Origin of the sequence: Nocardia sp. NPDC051990 (genome assembly GCF_040680755.1) — a bacterium.
GTDB lineage: Bacteria > Actinomycetota > Actinomycetes > Mycobacteriales > Mycobacteriaceae > Nocardia.
The window spans coordinates 46993-71337 of sequence record NZ_JBFAXH010000003.1 but is presented as its reverse complement, the minus strand read 5'-3'; the positions used below and the strand labels follow the sequence as shown (position 1 = coordinate 71337).

The following is a 24345-nucleotide window of genomic DNA, read 5'->3' as shown; positions in this document are numbered from 1 at the left end:
CGGCTGCGAGGACTTGGCTTGTCCGTTAAGTTGAGTGCATCGTCAGGTGGCTAGTGCATCAATGTAGGGGGTCATCCAACCCGTGACCGATTCGTCGAGCAGTGGCTTGGGTGCCGTTGATCCGGAACTGAGCCGAGTGTCAGTTATCGGTGGTAACACCCAGCTGGATTTGGGATTGCCGGCAACGGTTCCGATTGCCGCCTACATCACCGATGTGGTCGAGCTGATCGAGTCGCGTAATCCGGATCTGACCGAAAACGACGACAGTGCGCCGCTGCGAACCCAGCACTGGACGTTGGCCCGGATCGGCCGCGACCCGATCCCGCCCAGCCAATCACTCACCGATGCCGAGGTTTTCGACGGCGAGCTGCTGGTGTTGCGCTCGGTCACCGCCAAGGAATCGCCCGCGTTGTTCGATGACGTCATCGACGCGGTGTCCAAGTTGACTGCCGAAACGTTCCACACGTGGTCACCGGTATCTGCGCGGTGGATGGGTCTGATGGCCGGTCTGGTCGCGGTACTCGCCGCCGTGGTGCTGCTCGCGGTGGCCAAGGCCGACGGCGCGGGCGCTGCCGTCGGGTTCATCGCGCTCGGCCCCGGCCTGCTCGCGGCCGGTGCGGCCGTAATCGTGTCCCGGCGCTATCAGGCGACGCTTGCGGTGATCGTGCTGTCGCTCTACGCGCTGGTGCTGATCTTCACTGGGGCAGCGCTTTTCGTGCCGGGCCAGTTCGGCAGCCCGCATCTGCTGCTGGCTTCGGTGGCGACGCTGGTGACGGCTGCCGTCTGTTACAGCGCGACCCGCGTCGGCGCCACCATGTTCACCGCCGTCATCACCACGGTTGTCTGCACCGGCTTCAGTGCGCTGGTTCGGATGGTGTGGGATCCGGCGCTGTCCAAGATCGCGGCGGGCGTACTGGTCGCCGCACTGATCGTGATCACCATGGTGCCGAGGATCGCGGTCGCCGCCGCCCGGCTTCCGGTGCCGCCGGTGCCGACCGCGGGCGGCGCGATCGATCCGATCGACCACGAACCACGCCCGACGATCGAGGACATCGGCGCGATCGGCGCCACCGCGCTGCCCTCGGCGGCCGGGCTCGAACAGCGAGCGCGCGCGGCGAACGAGTACCAGTCCGGCATGGTCATCGGCTGTGCCGGCGCTGCCGCGGTCGGCGCGGTGCTCGCCGCGGATCCGCTCGGCGCGGCGCGGTGGCAGGGCATCGCACTGGCTGTGGTCGTCGCGCTGATCCTGTGTCTGCGCGGGCGGGCATTCGCGGATCTGGTCCAGGCGTCGACGCTGATCGGCTGCGGCGCACTGACATTGGTGGCGGTCGGTATCGGCGTCGGTCTCGGATATACCTCCTGGCTGATGCCGATCGCCGGACTGCTGCTGGTGGTCACGACAGCCGCCGTCGGCTTCGGTGTGATCGGACCGCACACCGAGATGTCGCCGGTCACCCGTCGAGCCGGTGAAATCTTCGAGTATCTACTGATCGTCACCATCATTCCGCTGGTGCTGTGGATTATGGATCTGTACTCGGCCGCCCGGAATCTTTGACTCGGGGTGGGTTTCGCGATGAGTGGACGCAATGCCCGACTATCCGGCGTCCGCCGGGGCGCGCGGGCGGTGCTGGTCGCCTTGTTACTGAGCCTGAGCGCCGGAATGCCGGTACCGGCGCAGGCGCTCGGGCCGCCCGGCGTCGATGACGGCGCGCTGGGCCCGGCGATCGCCGTCAATGCGGGCAACCGGCCGCCCGATGACACCGAGCAGCGCCTGATCTGTGCCGAGCCGCTGCTCAGAGGCGGGGTGCCGCGCGATCCGCCACTGTCCCAACGCATTCTGGGCTTATCGGCCGCATGGCAGTTCAGTCGTGGCGCCGGACAGAAGGTCGCCGTCATCGATACCGGCGTCAACCGGCATCCGCGTTTGCCCGACCTGCAGGCCGGTGGCGACTTCGTCTCCAACTCGGATGGGACCGTCGACTGTGACGCGCATGGAACCATCGTGGCGGGCATCATAGCCGCCCGGCCGAGCCCGGACGACGGCTTCTCCGGTGTCGCGCCGGAGGCCAAGATACTGGCGATCCGGCAGTTGAGCAACGCCTACGAGTCCAAGGACCGGGCCAGACGCGATGAGCCGGGCACCATCTCGCGCGAAGGCTACGGAACGGTGCTGACCCTCGCCGCGGCCGTGGTGCGGGCGGTCGATCTCGGTGCGACCGTGATCAACATTTCGGAGGTGGCCTGTGTGCCAGTGGGTTCGGATCCGGCCGACGGTGCGCTCGGTGCGGCGGTGAAGTACGCCTACGACCGCAACGTCGTGGTGGTCGCGGCTGCCGGGAACACCGGGCAGGGCACCGCATGCGAGACGCAGAACGAGCGATCCGGTTGGAGTGGGGTGAGCACGATCGTCACTCCGGCCTGGTACCACTCCTATGTGTTATCGGTGGCCTCCAGCGAACCCGACGGCACGGCATCGGCATTCTCCGTCAACGGGCCGTGGGTCGGTGTCGCCGCACCGGGGCGCAACATCATTTCGCTGGACAGCAAATCCGGCGGCACGGGACTGGTCGACGCGACCCAGACCTCCGACGGCAGCGGACCCATCGACGGCACCAGCTTCGCCAGCGCCTATGTATCCGGACTCGCCGCGCTAGTGCGATCCCGCTTTCCGGAACTGTCGGCGCAACAGGTGATCGACCGGATCATCATGACCGCACAGGCGCCCGGTACCGGGCGCAACGACCGGCTCGGCCACGGCCTCATCGATCCGTTGGCCGCGTTGACAGCTCAGCTGCCCGACAAACCGGTGAGTTCCGGGGCCGACGCCGCCCGGCCCATCGCCGGTCCCACGCCGCCGCCGTACATCGATCCTGCGCCGCGCCGGGTTGCGACCATCGGTTCCATCGCGTTGCTCGCGCTCCTCGGGATCGGTTATGCGGCATTGATTCCGTTCCGGCGCGGCGGCAAGACCAGTGTCGATCCGGCCGAAGACCAGTGACAGGACGGTAGGACATGTCAACCGAAGGATTTGTGCGTCGGCCGCGCATTGCGCCACCTCGCGCGCCCGGTGGCGAGGTCGCACTGTCCGCACCGCCGGAGATCGATCGTCCGGTTCCGGGCAACTTGCTGATGAAGTTGATGCCGCTGGTCATGGTGGTCGCCGTCGTCGGCATGATCGCGATGATGGTCATGATGGGCCGCAACCTGCTGGCCAACCCATTCATGATGATGTTCCCGATGATGATGCTGATGTCGATGGTCGGCATGATGGCGGGCATGCGCGGGGGCGGCGGCCCGAAGAAGGCCGCCGAGTTGAACGAGGAGCGCAAGGACTACTTCCGCTACCTGGATCAGGTGCGCAAAGATGTGCGCAAAACCGGTAACGCACAGCTCGACACCCTGCTGTGGAGCCATCCGGTGCCATCCGATCTGCAATCGGTGGTCGGCACCAGGCGGATGTGGGAGCGCAGGCCCAACGACCCCGATTTCGGGCATGTGCGGGTCGGTGTCGGCAGCCACCGGCTGGCCACCAAATTGGCCCGCCCCGAAACCGGTCCGCTGGAAGACTTGGAACCGGTGTCGACCGTCGCCCTGCGCCGGTTCGTTCGCACCCATTCGGTGGTGCACGGGCTGCCGACCGCGATCTCGCTGCGCGCCTTCCCCGCCATCAATATCGAAGGCGAGCGTGCCGCCTCGCTCACCTTGGTACACGCGATGTTGATGGAGTTCATCGCATTTCACGGACCGGACCATACGGCCGTCGCCATCATCTGCGCCGACCCCGACAGTCCGGCCTGGTCCTGGGCGAAATGGATACCGCACCTGCAACATCCGGTCGATCGTGACGGGATGGGCTCGGCCAGAATGATGTACCGCTCGCTGGCCGAACTCGAAACATCCATGGCCGCGGAGTTGCTGGAGCGCGGGCGGTTCATGCGCAACGCGCAGCCGACCGCGGGCCGCATCCACCTGCTCGTGATCATCGACGACGGTTACGTCAGCGGCGGTGAGCGGATCGTCAGCGACGCCGGACTCGACTCGGTGACGGTGCTCGATCTCACCGCCCCGCAGACGGGTCTCGCGGTGCGCCGCGGTCTGCAACTCGTGGTTGCCGACGGTATGGTCGCCGCGAAATCCGCTGTGGGCGTCGAGAAATTCGCGACCGCCGATACCGTGACGATCGCCGAAGCGGAAGCTCTGGCACGCGACCTGGCGCGATATCGGGTTGCGACCGCCGCCCAGATGGTCAGCCTCGGCGACGAGACCCGCACCGATCCGGGCCTGATGGCGCTGCTGAAGATTCCGGATGCCGCGCAGATCGATCCGTCGGTCGTCTGGCGCCCGCGCAGTGATCGGGAACGACTACGGGTGCCGATCGGCGTCACTCCCGACGGCACACCGGTCGAGATCGACATCAAGGAGTCCGCCGAGAACGGTATGGGCCCGCACGGATTGTGCATCGGCGCAACCGGTTCCGGTAAGTCGGAGTTCCTGCGAACGCTGGTGCTCTCGATGGTGACCACCCATTCGCCGGACCTGCTGAACCTCGTGCTCGTCGACTTCAAGGGTGGTGCGACCTTCCTCGGTCTCGATTCGCTGCCGCACGTCGCCGCGGTGATCACCAACCTCGAAGAAGAACTTTCGATGGTCGACCGCATGAAGGACGCGCTGGCCGGTGAGATGAACCGCCGTCAGGAATTGCTGCGGTCGGCGGGCAACTTCGCCAATGTCACCGAGTACGAGAAGGCGCGCGCGGCAGGCGCCCAATTGGATCCGCTGCCCGCACTGTTCGTCATCGTCGACGAGTTCTCCGAATTGCTCTCCCAGAAGCCGGATTTCGCCGACCTGTTCGTGATGATCGGTCGGCTCGGGCGCTCGTTGCGAGTGCATCTGTTGTTGGCTTCCCAGCGGCTCGAGGAGAACAAGCTGCGCGGCCTCGACAGCCACCTGTCCTACCGGATCGGCCTACGCACATTCTCCGCCAACGAATCTCGCGCGGTCCTCGGCATCACCGACGCCTACCACCTGCCGAGCGTGCCGGGCTCCGCGTACCTCAAGAGCGACGCCGACGACCCCCTCCGATTCAATGCGAGCTACGTTTCGGGGGAGTATGTTTCGCCGCGCGGCACCCGTGAGGTCGACGGCCGGGTCATCGGCGGGCAATCACCTGCGGTATTCACCGCGAGCCCGGTCGATCTGCCGGAGCAGGAGCAGCCCGCCGTAATTTCCGCCACCCCTCGCGGACTTCCTGAACTACCGCCGCCGCCCGGTGCGATCGAGACGCCCGCCACCCCGACGGAGGCGGTTCCCGCGACCTTGTTGACGGTCGTCGTGGACCGTCTGCGTGGACACGGCAGGCCCGCCCACGAGGTCTGGCTGCCGCCGCTGGACGAATCTCCCTCGGTGGACATGCTGCTGCCCGATCCGGACTGGCGTTCGCCGGTCAACCGGCACGGCCAGCTATGGCTGCCGCTCGGCGTCATCGATAAGCCCTACGAACAGCGGCGCGACGTGCTGGTGGTCGACCTGTCCGCGGGACAGGGCAATCTGGCGGTGGTCGGCGGTCCGCAGTCGGGTAAATCGACGACGCTACGCACGGTCATCATGGCCGCCGCCGCGACCCACACCCCGGAGCAGGTCCAGTTCTACTGTCTGGACTTCGGTGGCGGAACCCTGGCCGGCCTCGCGGATCTGCCGCATGTCGGATCGGTGGCGGGCCGGTTGGAAGTGGACCGAGTGCGCCGCACCGTCGCCGAAGTGACAACGTTGCTGCGCCAGCGCGAAGAGCGCTTCCGCGAACTCGGCATCGAGTCGATCAGCGAATTCCGCAAGCGCAAGGCACGGTTGAACCAGCTGCCGCCGCGGGAGCGCGTCGCCGACCCACTGGCCGAGGATCTGTTCGGCGACGTATTCCTGGTCATCGACGGCTGGCCGACCATCCGCGCCGAATACGATCAGCTCGAACCCGCGCTCAACGCGGTCGCGGCACAGGGACTGTCCTACGGCATCCACCTGATGCTCTCGGCGACCCGCTGGCCCGAAATCCGGCCCGCGATCAAGGATCTCATCGGCACCCGGCTCGAATTGCGCCTCGGCGATCCGGCGGATTCCGAAATGGACCGGCGCACCGCGGTACTCGTGCCTATCGGCCGCCCGGGCCGAGGTCTGACACCGGACAAGTTGCACAGCCTGATCGCGCTGCCGCGACTGGACTCCGACTCCGACCCGCAAACCCTGCCCGAAGGGATCAGCGCCGCCAAACAACAGTTCAACGAGCTCTACGGCGACCGCCACGCACCCCAGGTCCGGATGCTGCCGCTGGAGATGCCCCGCGACGATGTGCAGGCCGAAACCCGCCGCCGCGGAATCGAACTCGGCAAGACGCGGGTCGCCATCGGCCTCGGCGAATCCGAGCTCGAACCGGTGATCCTGGACTTCGACGCACAACCACACTTCATGGCCTTCGCCGATGTCGAATGCGGCAAGACCACGCTGCTGCGCAATATCGTCATGGGCCTCGCGGAGAACTCGACCTCAGAGGAAGCCAGAGTCATCCTCATCGACTATCGCCGCACCATGCTCGGCGTACTCGAAGGCGCCCAACTGGCCGGTTACTCGACCTCAGCGCAAACGTCGTTCCCGATGATCCAGGAAGTCGCGGGCTACCTGCAGAAACGTATCCCGGCCAACGACATCACCCCCCAGCAACTGCGCGACCGCAGCTGGTGGACCGGCCCGGAAATCTACATCGTTGTCGACGATTACGACATGGTCGTCACCGGCGGCCGCAACCCACTAGAGCCACTGCTGGAATACCTCCCCCAAGCCCGAGACATCGGTCTGCACCTGATCATCACCCGACGCTCCGGCGGCGCGGGCCGAGCACTGTTCGATAAGGTGCTCGGCACGATGAAGGACATGTCCGTGGACGCACTGCTGATGAGTGCCCCCAAGGACGAAGGCAAGATCCTCGGAGACATCCGCTCCGCCAAACTGCCGCCGGGACGTGGAACGCTCATTTCACGTAGCCGGGAAAACGAGATGGTCCAGGTGGCGTACTTGCCGCCGCTCTGATACCGACGTCGCGATGAGCCGCGGCGCGTCGGGCGCGGTTCATGCATGCCCTGCCAGGGCATGATCCTGGAGGGGGAGCGGCATCCTGGTGTCGCGCAACCGCGGTCAGGAGATGGTGCAAATCGCTTATCTGCCGCCGCTGTGCGCCTCGGGCGCCGGCTGCGGCACAGGGGTCGGCACCGGTGTCATCGGCTCGAATGCCCAACTGTCGGAGCGGCGTTGGAACAGCGCGCGGGACGGTCCCGAGGTGGCCGGGCCCGCGATCCGGGCGAGGTGGAAGCCTGCGCCGCGGTAGTAGTCGTGCAGATCGGTATTGGTGGTCCAGGCATCGAGCCGGACCCAATGGCGTTGTCGTTGGCGCGCAAGCGATGCGGCGTGGGCCAGTAGCCGGTGACCGATGCGCTGGCCGGCGAAGCGGAGGTCGACGATCATGTAGTGAACGATCACCGCATCGGCCAGTTCCCATGGCGACCACAGCCCCGGGTTCGAGTGGTTGTTGACGGTGATCGTCCCGGCCGGTTCTCCCGCCACCTCGGCAATCCAGGTCTCGCCCGCGTCCAGCGCTTCGCCGACCGCCTGCGCGAAGATCTCGATGGGCAGGCCGCGGGCCGTGACGGTCCACTGATCGGAACCGCGCGCGGTGAGCCAGGCCGTGCGCTGGATCCGGAGCCGGCAGATGGTGCTGAGATCGCTCTGGGCCGCCCGGCGGATGGTATTCATGACTGCACCGTATTCATGGCGGAACGTTTTTCATGGCAGCGAGATCCCCGGCCGGTAGGAGATGCCGAGCGTGCGTCGGATCACGTTGCTGCCCGCGTCATCGCCGAGTTCATAGGCCAGCCGGTTGCGGGTGGCGATCGACCGGTGCCGGGTGGCCCTGGTGATGCGCTCGTGGTTGGCCCCGATGCGTAGATGGTCCAGCAGGATGGTGCCGGTCGCGACACCGAGCACGATTGCCTCCTCGGCGCTGGCCGGGCGGGCGACGAGCGTGTCGCGGTGTGCGGTCTCGGCACGGCCGCGGTCGGCCAGTCGGCGTGTCGTGCCCTCGGGAATATCGTGTGGCGAGTCGATGCCGGTCGCCTCCGCCAGATCCCGTGGATAGAAACTGACCTCCCACGACCACGGCTCGTTATCCAGGAACTGGACGACCGTCCTGGCCAAGACCCAGGCATCCTCCGGCACGCCTAGCCAGTGCGCCACTTCCGGGCTCGCCGGTTCCATTTTCGCGCTGAATTCCTTGGTCGGCTCGCGATGTGCGGCGCGCGCGATCTCTTCGAAAATATCGTGGGCCGACTGTGGTCGATCCGGACGAATATGGTCGGTGAGAACCGATTCCAGGACTTCCCGGTTACGGACTATCGTGCCGCGGGAAGTAGCTGTGTAGACCAGATTTTCGGCGACCAACACCTGAATGGCGTTGCGCGCGGTAGTGATCGAAACCAGCATTTGATCGGCTAGCTCGGTATGGCTGGGCAACCGATCACCCGGATTCCACTTGCCTGCGCGGATCTCCTCGCGGAGGAGGTCTGCGATCCGGTGATACGTCGGACCGTCCGCCATCTTGCTCCTCGGTCAGTCGTGCAGGTAACGAAGTGTACTCTTCGTGACTCCCTACGGCCCGGTAAGCCTTGACAGGTGCCTTCAGAGGTTTATTGTAATGAAGTCCTGATCCAGGTGTTGTGCGGCGATGACGGCGAGGCAACGTGGCAGGTTCGGATTCATCTACGGTTGTGATGGCTCTTCCAGGCACACTGCGGTGTGTCGATTCGACGGTGCAGTCCCTGAATTCCGGACTGGTTCCAACCTCGGATCTACTTGTTCGGGCGTGTCGTGGTCACCGAGTTGTCGGTGGTCCGCTGCTCTGGTTCGCCCGTGACCTTGCGATTCTGCATGAGAGACGGCTCGTCGGTCGCGGCGGATCGATATCGACCGATCCGGCGACGATCCTCGAAATCGAGCGTCGCAGAAGCGAATTGGTGATGGCGATCGACGACTGGGTGGCACGCAGCGTGCCGCAGCACCGGCTCGGCGCGACACTACACACCGAAACCGTCGGCTCGGTCATCGACCGGATCGCGGAATCCTCGGTCCGCGCGCACCACGCGTTGATGACCCTGGATGCCCACGACGAGCAGTTGCACGGCGCGTGGCATCATCTGGCCGAATTGGCCGATGCCTACGACGATTTGGTGCGCGATGTGCTTGCGGGGCGGCGGCGACTCCCGGAGTGGTGACGACCCGGGTTGACGAGGGGCCGTTGCGCCTTACCAGGTAGCCACGGCCCCTTGCTGATTCCGAAAGCGGTGCGCGTGGTCAGCTCACCGGCGTCGGGTGTTGGGCGAGAGGCACCAGCGCCCTTCTTCGGCCTCGCGGACCAAGTCGCCGTAGGCGATCCGTAACTCGGCCAGTCGCGTCGACGCCACGTGCATGTGTTCGCCGGTCAGATCAACGGTCATCAGCAGGTGAAAGGCGCGGTCGGCCGCGGCCGCGATGCGATCGATGATGTCGCCGAGTTCGGCGTCGCGACGGTTGACGGTACGCAGCGTCAGGTGCTCGGTTGCCAGGCGTTGATATTGGCAACCAATTCCGTTCGGAAACAGTCGATTACGGCCGCTTGCTCGGGATACTCGCGTGTGATGCGGTACAACCGGACCAGATCGTGCGACCATCGGCAGACATGTCCGCGGACCTGTTTTCCGCTCGGCGCGCACAATAGTTCGCTGGTGCTAGGCAGTGCCGAGCCGGTATACGTATGCGCCAGAGTGGGATGCCGACGGAACGTCGCGTTACTACAGTGCGCAGGCGCGTTCACAACGGTGCGGTGAGCTCGAGGTGGATGCCGTCGGGATCGCTGAAGGACAGGATCGCGATGCCGAGTGCCGCCAGCGGGGTGACCTTGCCGTGTTCGACTCCGGCCTCGGCCAACCGGGCGGCGGTACGGGTCAGATCGTCGATCGAGGGCACGGCGAAGCTGAGATGGTCCAGCCCGACGCGGTCGGAATCGAATTTGTCGCTCGGATCGGCCACCGGGCGTAATCCGAACAGTATTCCGTTCGTGTGGAATACGACGCCGCCGTAGAACTGGGCCGGATCGGTGCGCACGTGCGGATCCTCGGGCCGACCCGGCGATTCCACCGCGATCTCGAAACCGAGCACGTCGCGATAGAACGCCTTGGAGCGGTCGATATCGGTCACGGTCAGGCGGATGTGGTGGATACCGGTGGTTTCGACGATCGTCATGTGAACTCCGTAGGGCAGGCCGGGTAAGCAGTATGAACAGTAAGCCGCTTTATCCACGGTTCCGAGTGTCGGAAACGACATATTCAGTACTGTTTACGACATGGATGTTGCGGTCTTTGTGCAGGACGGCGTCGCCGATCTCGGACTCTCCGCCGTACTGGAGACCTTCGCCACCGCGAACGCACGGCGCGCGGAGCTCGAGTCGGCGCCCGATCCATGGCGGTTGCACATCGTCGCCGACGGCGAACAAGTGCGCACGGCGCACGGTTTCCACGTGCAGACGACACCGATGACCGAACTGGCCGATGACATCGGCCTGGTCGTCGTTCCGGCCTCGGGCGTCCTGGATGCGGACGGTCTGATCGGCTTGGTGTCCGCACCCGCGAATCGGCCGGTGCTGCAATTGATGACGCGCGCCTATGCATCCGGCGCCCATCTCGCCGCGGCCTGCACCGGCACTTTCTATCTGGCCGAGGCTGGTGTGCTGGACGGTGCGGTGGCGACGACGAGTTGGTGGCTCGGCCCGGCCTTTCGGCGCCGATATCCGCGCATCGACCTGGACGAGAGCCGAATCCTGTGCCGGGCCGATCGGCTCACCACCGCGGCAGCCACGCTCTCGCATATCGACCTCGCGCTCTCGCTGATCGCCACGCAGAGTCCGACCCTGGCCGAGTTGACCTCCCGATATCTGGTGGTCGGCGATCGCCGAACACAGAGCGACTCTGCGATTCCCGAGGTGCTCGCCCGAAATGACTCCCTGGTCGCCGCATTCGAGCGCTGGGTGCGCGACCATATCGCCGAGCAGTTCCGCATCGCCGCCGCGGCGCATCGGCTCGGCGTGACCGAACGCACCCTGCAGCGCGCCACTCAAGCCGAAATCGGAATGTCGCCAAGGGATTTCGTGCACGAGGTCCGGCTGGAACGCGCCACCCAGCTACTGCGCACCACGACCCTGACCGTCGACGCGATAGCGGTCAAGGTCGGCTACCTGAACGCGGGCACCCTGCGCGCACTGTTCCGCCGCCGTCGCGGACGATCCATCGCGGAGGTGCGCGCGTCCCGATTATCTTGGTGAAACGCATGATTACGGCGTCTGTGACCACAACCAAGCGCGTGTTTCGACCGGCGTTCGCGGCCAGTCCCATGTCCGTGTGGAGGCGCGGACCCGGATCTACTGGGCAAGCGCTCGGCAGCGATCAGGCACGTGGCAGGCCGGACCCACGCCGACGGGATGCGCCCGGCGGGCGACCAGATGCCGTGGCGGCCATCGGACTCAGCCGAGTCGCTATGGCGTGGGCACGAGACGCATCAGGAAAGCCGCGAACACGCTAGCGCCGCGCCCACTGCTGGTCAGGCTCGGTCGCGGCGGTGATCGATGCCGAATTCGTCGGCAACAGTCGCGGCGAGTTCGACGTACGCGCGCTTGGTGGTTTTGTGCAGGCGGTGCAGATCGATCTCGGCGCCCTCGGACAGGTGCGAGTCGTACGGGATGATGTGCACGGCGCGGCAGCGCGACAGGAAGTATTCGCGCAACTGCTGGATGCCGACATTCGGGGAACCCTCACGCGGCAGGTTGATCACCACGACCGCATTGCGGACCAGATGGTCGTGGCCGTGCAGGGACAACCAGTCCAGCGTCGCCGCCGCACTGCGCGCACCATCGATCGCGGCCGAGGAGATCAGCACCAGCGAATGCGCGAGGTCGAGCACGCCGCCCATGGCCGAATGCATCAGTCCGGTACCGCAGTCGGTCAGGATGATGTTGTAGAACCGCTGCAGGATGCGGGCGACCGCGCGGTATTCCTCGTCGTTGAATGCCTCCGATGCCGCCGGATCCCGTTCGCTGGCAAGCACTTCCAAGCGGCTGGTGCCCTGCGAGGTATGCCTGCGCACATCCGAATAGCGCTGGATCGCGGGATCGAGCAGGAGATCACGCACGGTGGAGCGAGTCTGCAACGGCACCCGCTGCGACAGTGTGCCGAAGTCCGGATTGGCATCGACCGCGATCACCCGGTCACCGCGGATGGAGGCGAAGATCGATCCGAGACCCATCGTCGTGGTGGTCTTTCCGACACCACCCTTGAGCGAGAGCACCGCAATCCGATAGTCGCCGCGCACCGGCTGGCGGATCCGCGCGACCAATTCCTGCAGCCGCAACTCCTCCGCGGACATTCCGGGATTGATCGCGCCGCCGGACACATGGTGCACGGCCTTGCGCCACCCACTGCTCGGCGACTTCTTCGCACGCCGCAACGGCACGTCATCGAGTGAGGGCTGCGGTCCGTGCGGATGCTGTCCAGTTCCAGACTGATGCTGGGCACCCTGTTGATACCCGGACGGCCCATATCCTGGCCCCTGCGGCCCAGCGGGTGGTTGGCCGAAGCCAGCCGGATCACCAACGGGCCCTTGCTGTCCCATCGGTGCGTGCCCCTGCTGCCATTGGTCCGGCTGCGCACCCGTCGGCGACTGCTGTCCCGCGGCCCACGCCGCCGGATTCTGCCACTGCTCACCCTCCGGCGCCCGCCCGATGTGTGGCTGGCCATATCCGGGCGCGCCTTGCCGTGCTGCGTGATCGCCAACGGGCGCTTGGCCGGTATGTCCCGGGCCGCCTTGCCATGGTGCCTGGTCGCCAACTGCTTGCCCCATGGGTCCGGCCGCACCTTGCGCTCGGTCGCCGCCGGGGGCGTGGCCCGTTGGTCCGGGTTCGCCTTGCCGCGGTGCCTGCCCCGCAGCCGCAGGGCCGCCCTGCCACGGGCCGTGATCCCCGGCAACTGGTTGCCCGGCGGGCCCGGGTCCGCTCTGCCATGGCGTGTGGTCGCCGCCGGCGACTTGCCCGGTGGGGCTGGGTCCGCTCTGGCTTGGCGTCTGGTCGCTTCCGGGTGGTTGGCCCGTGGGCGCGGGTCCGCTTTGCCATGATGCGTGGTCGCCGCCTGGAGCTTGTCCCATTGGGCCGGTTGGGCTTTGCCGTGGCGCTTGGTCACCGCCGAGTGCGCGCCCTATGGGCCCGCTCTGCGACGGTGCCTGGTCAGCGCTGGCAGGTCCGCCTTGCCATGATGCTGGATCGCCGGGTGCTTGCCCCGTAGGCGCGGAGCCACTGTGCCACGGTGCGTGATCGCCACCAGGCACTTGCCCCGCAGCCTCGGGTCCGCTCCGCGGCGCTGAGCCTGGCTGATCGCCGACCGGTGCTTGCGCGGTGGACGGTTGCCCGTACCCGGGGCCGGTCGACCACGGCGCGGCCGGATAACTGCTGGGTGCTTGCCCGGTGGACGGCTGTGCATACCCAGTTCCGTCGTGCCACTGACCATTCGGTTGGTCGGTGCCCGAGGCTTGCGGTCCCGCTTCGGGCGGCGCGTACCCGGGCGCATTGCGGTCGCCGCTCTGCCCGTCGGCTACTGCGGATTGCGCTGCTCCGGTCGCGCTTCCTCGATCGCCGGGCCCATGCGGTGCCGATTGCTCACCGGTCGGAACTTGCTGATCGCCGGCAGTATCGGTCGCCCGCGCGGCAGCATCGCCGGAGCCACTCGACCCTTCGGCCGTGTCGATCTCCGTTGGCAACCGATGCCGTCCACCGACGGGCATCGATACGCCCGTCGTTCCGGGCACCGGGTGCGCGGTCCAACCGGGCGTGGCCAACCCACGTACCCGTTGCGCCGCATCGGAACCCGACTGCACCGTAGTCTCGGTTGGCTGTGGGGATTCGGTCGCGGTTCCCTGCGGTCCCGCACCCAGAGGTCCCGGCTCATCGCCCGATGCCTGGGGTCCCTCCGAACCCGGAACCGCCGGATTCGGGCCGGTGCCCCATCCGCGCGTCGCCGAACCGCTATCGTGTTGCGGCCGCCCGGGCTCCGGCTCCCCGGCGCCGGTATGCCCTTGGAGGTCCGCTTCCTGCTGCGCGAAGGACGGTCGCTGGAAGTCGCCGCCGGTGTGTGGTGCCGACGGAGGACGCTGGAAGTCGTTACCGGGTGCCTGTGGTACGGACGCGGGGCGACTGAACTGGCCACCCTGGCTCTGGGGTGCGGTCCCCGGGCTGGGCATCTGCCCGGAGGCCGGGTCGTCGGCGGTTTGTGTCCCCCGGCCGTACTGACCGTAGTCGTGCGCCACCCCAGTGCTCGCGGATGATGTTGCGCCCGAAGGCGATTCGCCCGCAGAAGGGCCGACGGCAGAATCCTGGGCGCGATCCCGTGGTACGGGTCCGTACTCCAAGGAGGCGGTGTCGGGCACCCGTGCGGAGCCGCCCGATGATCGGGTCGGATCAACCGTCGCGGAATCGAATATCGGTGTCGCACCGCGGGATTCCGCACGATCGCCCGGTCCCGCGCCTACGGCGGAACCCACGGTGTCTTTCACGTCCTGCTCGGCACCGAGAGTTCGCGCCGAGTCATCCTGATCCGTGCGACCTACCGGACCCGGTTCATCGGTCGCCGTCTCGGCTGCCGAGCCGGAGTCCCCCGCTACGCCAGCAGCCGAGGGGGCATCGGAGCCCACCGACGAGGTATCGAATTCCCCTGGTGGCGGCGGCAACTCAGGCCGCTGCCCGGTCCGGGCAGTCCCTTGCGCCGCAATCTGATCCGATGCCGGCCGCGGCGGCGCAAGCCAAGGCGGCGGGCCATCGTCACCTTGCGAGCCCAGCGGACGCGCCTCGTCCAACGGCTCCGCCCGGCCATCGCCGCCGTCCGAGCCGGCCCGGCTCGACTCATCGAGTCCCGGGCCCCCCGAGCTGTCCTTACGCCCCGCGTCTAGTGGTGAAGATGGACTGTCGATCCCGTGCGGGTCGTGCTGGCGCGGTTCATCGCTTCGTGTGGGCGGTCCGTCGATGTCAGGAGAGACCTGTGGGCGGGGTTCGTCGAGTCGCGAAGGCGGGCCGTCGATTCCCCGTAGGCCGGGTGGATGTGGTTCGTCGAGGTGAGTCGGCGGGCCATCGATACCGCGTGCGTGCGGTTCGTCGAGCCGTGCCGACGGTGCGTCGATGCCGGGCGAGGTCGGCGCGTGTGGTTCGTCGAGCCGTGCCGACGGTGCGTCGATGCCGGGCGAGGTCGGCGCGTGTGGTTCGTCGAGCCGTGCCGGTGGCGTGAGTTGGCCGTTGTCCGAGCGGTTTTCGGTCGAAGTCGGTCCGGGCTGGTCGGGTGCCGAGGCCGCGAGGGTGTGCGGGTCCATGCCAGCCGCGTAGGGGGACGGTTGGCCTTGTTCGGTGCGTGGCGTATCGAGCCATGGCGGCGGGGCGTCGAAGTAGCCGGACGGTGGCATGCCGGGCCGCTCGCTCGTCGGCGGCTGCGGCGGTACGGCAGGCGAATACGGTTGTGCGGCAGCCTGGTTCGGTGGCGGCGGCAGGTCGGGGCGCGACGACTGGTAGCGCGCCGTCTCCCCGACGGACGCGGGCGGCTCTGCGGCGGTGGTCGGTTGGCCCGTACCTGGCTGCTGGACAGCAGGTGATTGCGTAGCGCCGAGCGGCTGGGCCGGAGACGTTTGGGTAGCGCCCGGTTGCTGGTAGTTGGCAGCGGGCTGCTGAGAGCCGGAAAGGTGGGGCGACACCAGCGGTTGCGACGGTGACGTCGGCGGCTTGCTACTGCCGAGCGGATCGAAGCCCGCGGAGGGCTGGCGCGGATTGCGGGTCGGCAGCGGGGTGCCGCCTTGCCAGCCGTTTTCCGGGCGCGGCGCACCCTGCGAGTCCCCATCCGGACGCGCATGGGGACTCGAGTCGTGCTGCGGTGGACCCTGTCGGTGTGGATCCCCTGGCTCAGGGCCGCGCTGAGGTTCTGGGTCGCGCTGGGGTTCTGGGCTGTGCTGGGGTTCGGGTCCGCGAAAGGCGTTTGGGCCCTGGAAACCACCTGGTCCGCTGTGTAGTTCGAAACCGGGCCCGGACAATTCACGTCCCGTCGAACCGGGGCGCTGCTCCTCGGACTCGTCCTTACTTTTGCGGCGACCGAACCGGCGCTTGTCCCGGCGCGCGGGCTCGGGACGCTCCGTCTCCGGCGCGCGCTTGGAACGTCCACGCCGCGAAGGCGCTTCATCGATGAGGTCGTCGGGTGGCAGGTTCTGTACGGGCGCTTCGTAGCCGCCGGTGACATCGCTCTCGGATAGCCACGGGGGCAGCATGGGGAGGCCGTCGTTATTACGGCTCACACGTCCCCCTTGATCTGCTCGACCTTTATTCCTGGGCTCGAGGTCAGTTTACGCGACGACTCTGCCCCATCACGGGTGGGGAGTACGCCGGAATGACCGGCTTTCAAACCCCTTTCGCGGAACCTATCGGGCCCGACACGCCTCTCGATACGCACGCCGAGAGGTGCCGTGATGTATGACCGCGATCACTCTGCGCGGCCGATTGCCGCGCGTCTGCTTCGCCACTGAGGTTCCGTCTCGATCCTGATCTGTGGCGGCCGACTACCCCGTAGGTGCCGACCGGCGGCGCGAAGGCGCGTCCAAGTCGCGTCGCCCGCCCAGCGTGGTCGGCAGATCAATGTTGAGGGACACCAACCCGCCACTGCCGCAACATTATTGCGCCGCACCGCGGTTGCCCTACCGCGACCTCGACCCCACGATTCCGGCGGGCATCGTCAAGTGTCGGGTGAGCGCGGCCAGATCGGATGTCCCCCGGCGAAGGGGGGCCGCTATATCCGGCGAGCAGAACCCTTCGGCGACGTTCCCCGACGCATTCCTGTCAGAGTGACGAACGCGCTCCACCACATCCCATGCGATCTGTTGACGAGCCATCGCCATGCGAGCCAGCGCGGGAGGTCGCCGCGACGGGTGTGCCGTCGGCTGTCTGCGCCGAGCGGTCGAGCATCTGCGCGCGGCAAGCGGGGAATGCCGGACTGGCCGTCGCCAACGTGCTCGTGCTCGGTCGTGGTGGATGACGACAAAATCTCGACGTCGATCAGCGGCCGACTTCCGATCTCATCACCGACGGTGCCTTTCCGCTGGCGCGACGACCACGACTCCAACGCGGGGCATCACCGCAGCCCCGGGCACCATGGCTAGGCTGCAACTGCGGGTCCGGGCACCCGCCGCATGCGCACCGAGTGCGCAACAATAGACGTTCGCTCCATCTGTTACCAGGGTGAATTGGCCTGCCCGCGATCGAACCGGTAAGCTTGGTCGGCGGTGCACCTACGCGCCGACTGCTTGCATGCCGCCGATCGGTCGCCCGATGGGTTACATGGAATCAGATACAAGGCAATCAAACCAGGTTTGAGCGTAAACCGGGATCGCGGAGGACATGGCGAAGAAAGACGGGGCCATCGAGGTCGAGGGTCGAGTTGTCGAGCCGCTGCCCAATGCGATGTTCCGGATCGAGCTCGAGAACGGGCACAAGGTTCTCGCGCACATCAGCGGAAAGATGCGGCAGCACTACATTCGCATCCTTCCTGAGGACCGTGTGGTCGTCGAGCTTTCGCCCTACGACCTGTCGCGTGGCCGCATCGTTTACCGCTACAAGTGAATCGGGTGGGTGAGTTCTGCTCGCCGAATTGATTCACCTGGCTCGCCGCCCAGCGCGGCGGCAAAGATCTCCCCAGTCTTCCGGCTGGGGAAAAACTGTGTTCACACCCGTGTGAACCGAACAAGATTGGACGGACGTGAAGGTTCAGCCGAGCGTCAAGAAGATCTGCGAGAAGTGCAAGGTGATCCGTCGTCACGGTCGGGTCATGGTGATCTGCGAGAACCTGCGCCACAAGCAGCGTCAGGGCTGAGTTCGCGGCACCAGCCGGGCACCGATCACTGATCGGCTTGGCCAACTGAAGAAGACCTCCCAGCGCCAGCGGGCACACACTGCGCCCGCGCACCCCCGGACCGGAGGCCGGGGCCCCACCAAGACGAGGGGACGGACAGGGAGCAGACCTCCGCAACGATTAAGGAACCTGCCACATGGCACGTCTCATGGGCGTCGATCTTCCGCGTGAAAAGCGCATGGAGATCGCGCTGACCTACATCTACGGCATCGGCCGTACCCGCGCCAACGAGATCCTCGCGGCGACGGGCGTCAGCCCGGACCTGCGGTCGAAGGACCTCAGCGACGAGCAGGTCACGCAGCTGCGTGACTACATCGAGGGCTCGGCCCTCAAGGTCGAAGGTGACCTGCGCCGCGAGGTGCAGGCCGACATTCGGCGCAAGATCGAGATCGGCTGCTACCAGGGTCTGCGTCACCGCCGTGGCCTGCCCGTGCGTGGCCAGCGCACCAAGACCAACGCGCGCACCCGCAAGGGTCCGAAGCGCACCGTCGCAGGCAAGAAGAAGTAGGGGATAAAGGATGCCTCCGAAGAGTCGGGCCTCCGGCCCCAAGAAGACCCAGAAAGCGCGTCGCCGGGAAAAGAAGAACGTCCCGCACGGCCACGCGCACATCAAGAGCACGTTCAACAACACGATCGTGTCGATCACCGACCCGTCCGGAAACGTCATCTCGTGGGCGTCCTCGGGCCACGTCGGCTTCAAGGGTTCGCGCAAGTCGACCCCGTTCGCCGCGCAGCTCGCCGCCGAGAACGCTGCCCGCAAGGCGCAGGAGAACGGCGTCAAGAAGGTCGACGTCTTCGTCAAGGGACCGGGTTCGGGCCGCGAGACCGCGATCCGTTCGCTGCAGGCCGCTGGCCTGGAAGTCGGCACGATCTCCGATGTCACCCCGCAGCCGCACAACGGCTGCCGTCCGCCCAAGCGGCGTCGCGTCTAGCGGGAAAGGAATAACGAAAAATGGCTCGTTACACAGGCCCCATCACCCGTAAGTCGCGTCGTCTGCGCGTTGACCTCGTCGGCGGCGACCAGGCGTTCGAGCGTCGTCCGTATCCGCCCGGCCAGCACGGCCGCGCGCGGATCAAGGAGAGCGAGTACCTGCTCCAGCTGCAGGAGAAGCAGAAGGCGCGCTTCTCCTACGGCGTCATGGAGAAGCAGTTCCGCCGGTACTACGAAGAGGCCAACCGCCTCAAGGGCAAGACCGGTGACAACCTGCTCCGTCTGCTCGAGACCCGCCTCGACAACGTCGTGTACCGCGCCGGTCTTGCGCGCACCCGTCGGCAGGCTCGCCAGCTGGTCAGCCACGGCCACTTCCTGGTGAACAACCGGGCCGTGAACGTCCCCAGCTTCCAGGTGACCCAGTACGACATCATCGATGTCAAGCAGAAGTCGCTCGGCACGCTGCCTTTCCAGGTCGCGCGCGAGACCATCGGCGACCGCCCGGTTCCGGGCTGGCTGCAGGTGATCCCGGGCCGGCTGCGGGTCCTGGTGCACCAGCTCCCCGAGCGCGCCCAGATCGATGTGCCGCTGCAGGAACAGCTGATCGTCGAGTACTACTCGAAGTAGTCCTTCGGCGAGCCGTCCTCGGGATACCCTGGGCGGCATGCACGCGCAGCTTCGCTGCTGGTGCGTGATCGTCTCCACCGGCCGTAGCGACCGCTGACAGGTCGCTCGAAAAGGTCAGTCGATCACGCACAACCCCTAAGACGTGGGCGTCAAATAGTGGGCGCCCGTACAGGAGGATGATCCTAATGCTGATTTCACAGCGTCCGACGCTGACCGAAGAGGTCGTCGCCGAGAACCGCTCGAAGTTCACCATCGAACCGCTCGAGCCGGGCTTCGGTTACACCCTCGGCAACTCGCTGCGGCGTACCCTGCTGTCCTCGATTCCGGGGGCCGCGGTTACGAGCATCCGCATCGACGGTGTCCTGCACGAGTTCACCACCGTTCCCGGTGTGAAGGAGGATGTCACCGACATCATCCTGAACCTCAAGGGTCTGGTCGTGTCCTCGGAGGAGGACGAGCCGGTCACGATGTACGTGCGCAAGCAGGGCCCGGGCACCGTCACCGCGGGTGACATCGTGCCGCCTGCCGGTGTTGTCGTGCACAACCCGGATATGCACATCGCTACCCTGAACGACAAGGGCAAGCTGGAGATCGAGCTCGTCGTCGAGCGCGGTCGCGGTTATGTCCCGGCGGTGCAGAACAAGGCGTCCGGCGCGGAAATCGGCCGGATCCCGGTGGATTCGATCTACTCGCCGGTGCTCAAGGTGACCTACAAGGTGGAGGCCACCCGTGTCGAGCAGCGCACCGACTTCGACCGTCTGATCCTGGACGTGGAGACCAAGAACTCCATCACCGCCCGGGATGCGCTCGCCTCCGCGGGCAAAACCCTGGTCGAGCTCTTCGGTCTGGCCCGTGAGCTCAATGTCGAAGCCGAAGGCATCGAGATCGGCCCCTCGCCGGCCGAGGCGGATCACATCGCCTCGTTCGGTCTGCCGATCGAGGATCTGGATCTCACCGTCCGGTCCTACAACTGCCTCAAGCGCGAGGGCGTGCACACGGTCGGCGAGCTCGTCGCCCGCACCGAATCGGATCTGCTGGACATCCGCAACTTCGGCCAGAAGTCCATCGACGAGGTCAAGGTCAAGCTGCATGCGCTCGGCCTCTCGCTGAAGGACAGCCCGGCTACGTTCGATCCTTCGTCTGTGGTGGGTTACGACGCGAGCACCGGAACGTGGAGCGACAGCGGCACGTTCAGCGACACCGATGGTGGCGAGCAGGACTACGCCGAGACCGAACAGCTCTAGGCCGCCGGGGTAGGCACCCCGGCCCGGCCTCACACCCGCGGCGCGAGCGACGCGCCCGGAGGCGGTAGCGGAGCGTGACCATGCAGGGCGCCGGGAGCGCCGCAATTAGACACAGGAGAACAAACAATGCCCAAGCCCAAGAAGGGTGCCCGCTTCGGCGGGTCGGCGTCGCACCAGAAGGCGATCTTCGCCAATCTGGCCACGGCGCTCTTCGAGCACGGTCGGATCACGACCACCGAGGCCAAGGCCAAGGCGCTGCGCCCCTACGCCGAAAAGCTGGTCACCAAGGCAAAGGCCGGCACCCTGGCCGACCGACGCGAGGTGCTCAAGGTCATCCGCAACAAGGACGTCGTCCACGAGCTCTTCGCCTCGATCGGTCCGTCGTTCGAGGGCCGCGAGGGTGGTTACACCCGCATCATCAAGACGCTGCCCCGCAAGGGTGACAATGCGCCGATGGCGGTCATCGAGCTGGTCCGGGAGAAGACCGTGACCAATGAGGCCGATCGCGCCCGTCGCGTTGCCGCGTCCAAGAAGGTCGAGGCGCCCGTCGCCGAGACCGTGGTCGAGGAGAAGGCCGAAGAGGCCGTCGCCGAGACCGTCGAGGCCGAGGCTCCCGCTGCCGACGAGGCCGCTGAGGACAAGAAGGACGCCTGACGTTCGCGTTGGAGTTCGAACGAGCCCGCCGCCCCCTGTGGGTCGGCGGGCTCGTTCGTATCCGAGACCGCAACGCTGACATCGGGTTTCGTGTGGTATGTGGTTCCGGCCGCACCGCGCGTTCGTATCGACTAGGAGATCGCACGTGACCGAGCGCAGCGAGGGAACCAAAGGCACAGCACCGCCGGTCGCGGTGGAGCCGAGCGTTAGCGAGGCGCAGCTGTGACCGAGCGCAGCGAGGGAACCGAAAACACAGCACCGCCGGTCGCGGCGGGGCCGAGCGTTAGCGAGGCGCAGCTGTGACCGACGAGGATTCGGTGGATTCGGCCGTGCTGTCGATGGCGTCGAGCGAGTCCGCGCCGGCGGATTCGCCGGGCGTCCGGTGGGTCGCCGCAGCCGATGCGCGGGTGGAGTCCGATGCCGACTCGGTCCGGGTGCGGCTTGATATCAGTTATGACGGAACCGATTTCATCGGCTGGGCGCGACAGCCTGGTCTGCGCACGGTGCAGGGCGTGTTGGAAGAATCGCTGAGCAAGGTGTTCCGCGAGCCGATCCAACTGACCGTCGCGGGCCGCACCGATGCCGGTGTGCATGCCGAGGGACAGGTCGCGCATTTCGATATCGGCGCCGAACCGGATGCGACCAAGCTCATCCATCGCATGGCCCGGTTTCTCCCGAAAGATGTGCGGATCAAGGATATTCGCGTCGCGCCGCCCGAATTCGACGCACGCTTCTCGGCGATCCGCCGCCACTATGCGTACCGGCTGACCACTGCACCCTATGGGGCCGAACCGCTGCAGGCTCGCAGTGTTGTCGCCTGTCGCCACGACGTCGATCTCGAGGCTATGCGCGAAGCATCGCGAAAGTTATTGGGCCTGCATAACTTTGCCGCATTCTGTCGCCGCCGCGATGGTGCGACCACCGTGCGTGAACTCCAGCGCTTCGATTGGGTCGTGTCCTCTGGTCGCTTCGCAGGCTCTGCTCAGGGCGAAGGTGATCTGCTCACCGCCTACGTCAGCGCGGATGCGTTCTGCTGGTCCATGGTGCGCAGCCTCGTGGGTGCGGTGCTCGCGGTGGGGGAGGGGCGCCGCACACCCGACTGGGTCGCCGCGCTTTTGCATGAAACCGAGCGCTCGAGCTCGGTCACCGTGGCGCCCGCGCACGGTCTGAGTCTCATCGCCGTCGACTATCCGGACGATGCCGGCCTTGCCGAGCGCAATGCCCAAACCCGCGAAATGCGCACTGTCCCAACCGAAGGCTGCTGCGGCGACTGATCTTCCTTGGGCGCTCCCGCACCGTGAATCGGCGGGCGCGGGGCGGTGCGGGAGCATGACCCCACCGATCTAGCCGGACGAACCCGCCTCGATCGTCCGCGGCTGGCTGGAACCGGAGATTTCGATGCGGCGCGGCTTGGCCTTCTCGGCGATCGGAAGCGTGACCGAGAGCACGCCGTTGTTGTAGGTTGCGCTGATGTTTTCGGCATCGACATTGTCGCCGAGGCTGAGCTGGCGCATATAGGTGCCGGCGAAGCGCTCGGACGCAATCCATTGGACACCTTCATCACTCGGCAGGCTGCGCTGCGCGCGCAGGGTGAGGGTGCCGTTGTCGACGCTCACATCCACCGAGCCCGGGTCAACACCAGGCAGGTCGGCGTTGAGTACGTAATGATCGCCTGTCTTGAACAGATCCATCGGCATGAATCGTGGCGCGCGAGACGTCCCGACGGATTCGCCGAGCAGTTGGCGGGCAACGGTGTCGATGTCATGGAATGGATCGAACCGGAGCACAGCAATCACCTCCATTTCACTAGAGGACGCCTGCCGCGGCGACAGGCGCCGGAAGCTGTGCACTATCCAAGCTAGCACTCTGAGATTGAGAGTGCTAACCCGTTGTGTTCAGGTTTTCGACCCCGATTCCCAGGTCGGAATACGAACGGTGCCAGCGAGGTTGGCTAGAGACATGGTGATGGAAGACCTCGGACGGTTCGGTGTCTGGCGTGGTCACCAGGGGTTCACCTCGGAGGACGCGCAGGAGCTGGAACAACTCGGCTACGGCACGCTATGGCTCGGCGCGTCACCGCCCGCCGACCTGCCCGAAATCGAGCCGCTGCTCGAAGCGACGGACTCGATCACCGTGGCGACCAGCATCGTGAACATCTGGACGGCGCCGGCGAAGCAGGTCGCGGAGTCATTCCACCGGATCGACGCGCGCTTTCCTCGCCGATTCCTGCTCGGCGTAGGTGCGGGCCACCCCGAACACCAGGGCGAGTACCGCAAGCCATACGACGCGCTGGTCGAATACTTCGATGAACTGGATACCGCGGGTGTCCCCAAGGAGTGCCGCGCCCTCGCCGCCCTCGGTCCGCGCGTGCTGCGGCTGGCGGCGGAGCGGTCCGCCGGCGCGCTGCCCTATCTCGTCACTCCCGAACACACCGCCCGCGCCCGCGCCGTGCTCGGCGAGGGTGTGTTGCTGGCCACCGAACACAAGGTGGTCCTGGACGAAGACCCGGCCCGGGCCCGCGCCACCGCCCGCCCACGGGTCGAGTCCTACCTCGACCTGCAGAACTACGTCAGCAACCTCCGCCGCCTCGGCTTCACCGACGACGACCTGACCAAACCCGGCAGCGACCGTCTCATCGACGCCCTGGTAGCCCACGGCGACGCGGATTCGATCGTGGATCGGCTCTCGGAACACCGGACCGCAGGCGCCGATCACATCGTGCTCCAAGTCCTCGCCGACGAATCCGCCACTTTGCGCACGCTGGCGCCACTGCTTGCGAAATAGTGCTGCGCGGGCGGAATCGGCCCGAGTTATCGGCCGATCGCCTGGTAGGGACTGTTGAAGCGGG

The 24345-nt window shown here is 66.5% G+C and carries 20 protein-coding genes; 14 read left to right on the top strand and 6 right to left on the bottom strand.

What is annotated here, in order from left to right:
* Nucleotides 1-82 precede the first annotated feature (82 nt).
* The 3 genes from eccD to eccCa are packed head-to-tail and all read left to right on the top strand — an operon-like array spanning nt 83 to nt 7074.
* Nucleotides 83-1555, top strand: a complete 1473-nt coding sequence (gene eccD, locus AB0L63_RS07030) for a type VII secretion integral membrane protein EccD (RefSeq protein ID WP_364495869.1) — start codon at nt 83-85, stop codon at nt 1553-1555.
* Nucleotides 1556-1573: 18 nt separating this feature from the next.
* A complete protein-coding gene (gene mycP, locus AB0L63_RS07025) occupies nt 1574-2998 on the top strand; it encodes a type VII secretion-associated serine protease mycosin (protein ID WP_364495866.1) in 1425 nt (474 codons plus the stop codon).
* Nucleotides 2999-3012: 14 nt separating this feature from the next.
* The gene (gene eccCa, locus AB0L63_RS07020) at nt 3013-7074 is read left to right on the top strand and encodes a type VII secretion protein EccCa (protein ID WP_364495863.1); all 4062 of its coding nucleotides are present in this window, start codon (nt 3013-3015) and stop codon (nt 7072-7074) included.
* A 126-nt stretch (nt 7075-7200) separates the two neighbouring features.
* Here the strand turns inward: eccCa and AB0L63_RS07015 are convergent, their stop codons facing one another.
* Both AB0L63_RS07015 and AB0L63_RS07010 read right to left on the bottom strand, forming a co-directional pair.
* The gene (locus AB0L63_RS07015) at nt 7201-7794 is read right to left on the bottom strand and encodes a GNAT family N-acetyltransferase (RefSeq protein WP_364495860.1); all 594 of its coding nucleotides are present in this window, start codon (nt 7792-7794) and stop codon (nt 7201-7203) included.
* A 30-nt stretch (nt 7795-7824) separates the two neighbouring features.
* Nucleotides 7825-8634 (bottom strand): GntR family transcriptional regulator, encoded by an 810-nt coding sequence (locus AB0L63_RS07010; RefSeq protein ID WP_364495857.1) that lies wholly within the window; start codon nt 8632-8634, stop codon nt 7825-7827.
* 173 nt (nt 8635-8807) lie between these two features.
* Here AB0L63_RS07010 and AB0L63_RS07005 point away from each other — a divergent pair, with 173 nt between their 5' ends.
* Nucleotides 8808-9308: a DUF4254 domain-containing protein gene (locus tag AB0L63_RS07005; protein ID WP_364495854.1), complete on the top strand. Its 501-nt coding sequence runs from the start codon at nt 8808-8810 to the stop codon at nt 9306-9308.
* A gap of 84 nt (nt 9309-9392) precedes the next feature.
* Here AB0L63_RS07005 and AB0L63_RS07000 read toward each other — a convergent pair whose 3' ends face one another.
* Together AB0L63_RS07000 and AB0L63_RS06995 are read right to left on the bottom strand one after the other, a co-directional pair.
* The gene (locus AB0L63_RS07000; RefSeq protein WP_364495851.1) at nt 9393-9743 is read right to left on the bottom strand and encodes a hypothetical protein; all 351 of its coding nucleotides are present in this window, start codon (nt 9741-9743) and stop codon (nt 9393-9395) included.
* A gap of 139 nt (nt 9744-9882) precedes the next feature.
* Entirely contained in the window at nt 9883-10314 is a 432-nt protein-coding gene (locus AB0L63_RS06995; RefSeq protein WP_364495848.1) for a VOC family protein, read from the bottom strand.
* Between the two features lie 100 nt (nt 10315-10414).
* On the opposite strand from AB0L63_RS06995, the gene AB0L63_RS06990 reads away from it, so the two are divergent.
* The gene (locus AB0L63_RS06990) at nt 10415-11389 is read left to right on the top strand and encodes a helix-turn-helix domain-containing protein (protein WP_364495845.1); all 975 of its coding nucleotides are present in this window, start codon (nt 10415-10417) and stop codon (nt 11387-11389) included.
* Nucleotides 11390-11664: 275 nt separating this feature from the next.
* On the opposite strand, the gene AB0L63_RS06985 is transcribed toward AB0L63_RS06990, so the two are convergent.
* A complete protein-coding gene (locus AB0L63_RS06985) occupies nt 11665-12960 on the bottom strand; it encodes an AAA family ATPase (protein WP_364495843.1) in 1296 nt (431 codons plus the stop codon).
* 4570 nt (nt 12961-17530) lie between these two features.
* Here AB0L63_RS06985 and infA point away from each other — a divergent pair.
* The 8 genes from infA to truA all read left to right on the top strand — a co-directional run bounded on the left by infA (nt 17531) and on the right by truA (nt 22771).
* Nucleotides 17531-17752, top strand: coding sequence for a translation initiation factor IF-1 (gene infA, locus AB0L63_RS06980; protein ID WP_003418601.1), 222 nt, complete (start codon nt 17531-17533; stop codon nt 17750-17752).
* Between the two features lie 136 nt (nt 17753-17888).
* Nucleotides 17889-18002 carry a 50S ribosomal protein L36 gene (rpmJ, locus tag AB0L63_RS06975; protein WP_040686659.1) on the top strand — a complete coding sequence of 38 codons (114 nt, stop codon included), beginning with the start codon at nt 17889-17891 and terminating at the stop codon, nt 18000-18002.
* Between the two features lie 175 nt (nt 18003-18177).
* Nucleotides 18178-18549 carry a 30S ribosomal protein S13 gene (gene rpsM / locus AB0L63_RS06970; RefSeq protein WP_364495840.1) on the top strand — a complete coding sequence of 124 codons (372 nt, stop codon included), beginning with the start codon at nt 18178-18180 and terminating at the stop codon, nt 18547-18549.
* A 10-nt stretch (nt 18550-18559) separates the two neighbouring features.
* Nucleotides 18560-18973 carry a 30S ribosomal protein S11 gene (gene rpsK, locus AB0L63_RS06965; RefSeq protein ID WP_364495837.1) on the top strand — a complete coding sequence of 138 codons (414 nt, stop codon included), beginning with the start codon at nt 18560-18562 and terminating at the stop codon, nt 18971-18973.
* Nucleotides 18974-18993: 20 nt separating this feature from the next.
* Nucleotides 18994-19599: a 30S ribosomal protein S4 gene (rpsD, locus tag AB0L63_RS06960; RefSeq protein ID WP_364495834.1), complete on the top strand. Its 606-nt coding sequence runs from the start codon at nt 18994-18996 to the stop codon at nt 19597-19599.
* Between the two features lie 185 nt (nt 19600-19784).
* A complete protein-coding gene (locus AB0L63_RS06955; RefSeq protein WP_364495831.1) occupies nt 19785-20843 on the top strand; it encodes a DNA-directed RNA polymerase subunit alpha in 1059 nt (352 codons plus the stop codon).
* 126 nt (nt 20844-20969) lie between these two features.
* Nucleotides 20970-21497 (top strand): 50S ribosomal protein L17, encoded by a 528-nt coding sequence (gene rplQ / locus AB0L63_RS06950; protein ID WP_364495829.1) that lies wholly within the window; start codon nt 20970-20972, stop codon nt 21495-21497.
* A 299-nt stretch (nt 21498-21796) separates the two neighbouring features.
* Nucleotides 21797-22771 carry a tRNA pseudouridine(38-40) synthase TruA gene (gene truA, locus AB0L63_RS06945; protein ID WP_364495826.1) on the top strand — a complete coding sequence of 325 codons (975 nt, stop codon included), beginning with the start codon at nt 21797-21799 and terminating at the stop codon, nt 22769-22771.
* A gap of 69 nt (nt 22772-22840) precedes the next feature.
* Here truA and AB0L63_RS06940 read toward each other — a convergent pair whose 3' ends face one another.
* Entirely contained in the window at nt 22841-23284 is a 444-nt protein-coding gene (locus tag AB0L63_RS06940) for an Hsp20/alpha crystallin family protein (RefSeq protein ID WP_364496860.1), read from the bottom strand.
* A 178-nt stretch (nt 23285-23462) separates the two neighbouring features.
* Between AB0L63_RS06940 and AB0L63_RS06935 the strand changes: the two genes are divergently transcribed.
* On the top strand, nt 23463-24281 hold the full coding sequence (locus AB0L63_RS06935; protein WP_364496857.1) for an LLM class F420-dependent oxidoreductase: 819 nt from the start codon (nt 23463-23465) through the stop codon (nt 24279-24281).
* The last annotated feature ends 64 nt before the right edge of the window (nt 24282-24345 follow it).

What these genes read in the sequence shown, in the direction of transcription:
- mycP (WP_364495866.1), top strand. Translation starts at nt 1,574, where the DNA reads ATGAGTGGACGCAATGCCCGACTATCCGGCGTCCGCCGGGGCGCGCGG.
- eccCa (WP_364495863.1), top strand. Translation starts at nt 3,013, where the DNA reads ATGTCAACCGAAGGATTTGTGCGTCGGCCGCGCATTGCGCCACCTCGC.
- AB0L63_RS07015 (WP_364495860.1), bottom strand. Translation starts at nt 7,794, where the DNA reads ATGAATACCATCCGCCGGGCGGCCCAGAGCGATCTCAGCACCATCTGC.
- AB0L63_RS07010 (WP_364495857.1), bottom strand. Translation starts at nt 8,634, where the DNA reads ATGGCGGACGGTCCGACGTATCACCGGATCGCAGACCTCCTCCGCGAG.
- AB0L63_RS07005 (WP_364495854.1), top strand. Translation starts at nt 8,808, where the DNA reads ATGGCTCTTCCAGGCACACTGCGGTGTGTCGATTCGACGGTGCAGTCC.
- AB0L63_RS07000 (WP_364495851.1), bottom strand. Translation starts at nt 9,743, where the DNA reads ATGGTCGCACGATCTGGTCCGGTTGTACCGCATCACACGCGAGTATCC.
- AB0L63_RS06995 (WP_364495848.1), bottom strand. Translation starts at nt 10,314, where the DNA reads ATGACGATCGTCGAAACCACCGGTATCCACCACATCCGCCTGACCGTG.
- AB0L63_RS06990 (WP_364495845.1), top strand. Translation starts at nt 10,415, where the DNA reads ATGGATGTTGCGGTCTTTGTGCAGGACGGCGTCGCCGATCTCGGACTC.
- AB0L63_RS06985 (WP_364495843.1), bottom strand. Translation starts at nt 12,960, where the DNA reads ATGGGGCAAGCAGTTGGCGACCAGGCACCATGGCAAGGCGGCCCGGGA.
- infA (WP_003418601.1), top strand. Translation starts at nt 17,531, where the DNA reads ATGGCGAAGAAAGACGGGGCCATCGAGGTCGAGGGTCGAGTTGTCGAG.
- rpsM (WP_364495840.1), top strand. Translation starts at nt 18,178, where the DNA reads ATGGCACGTCTCATGGGCGTCGATCTTCCGCGTGAAAAGCGCATGGAG.
- rpsK (WP_364495837.1), top strand. Translation starts at nt 18,560, where the DNA reads ATGCCTCCGAAGAGTCGGGCCTCCGGCCCCAAGAAGACCCAGAAAGCG.
- rpsD (WP_364495834.1), top strand. Translation starts at nt 18,994, where the DNA reads ATGGCTCGTTACACAGGCCCCATCACCCGTAAGTCGCGTCGTCTGCGC.
- AB0L63_RS06955 (WP_364495831.1), top strand. Translation starts at nt 19,785, where the DNA reads ATGCTGATTTCACAGCGTCCGACGCTGACCGAAGAGGTCGTCGCCGAG.
- rplQ (WP_364495829.1), top strand. Translation starts at nt 20,970, where the DNA reads ATGCCCAAGCCCAAGAAGGGTGCCCGCTTCGGCGGGTCGGCGTCGCAC.
- AB0L63_RS06935 (WP_364496857.1), top strand. Translation starts at nt 23,463, where the DNA reads ATGGAAGACCTCGGACGGTTCGGTGTCTGGCGTGGTCACCAGGGGTTC.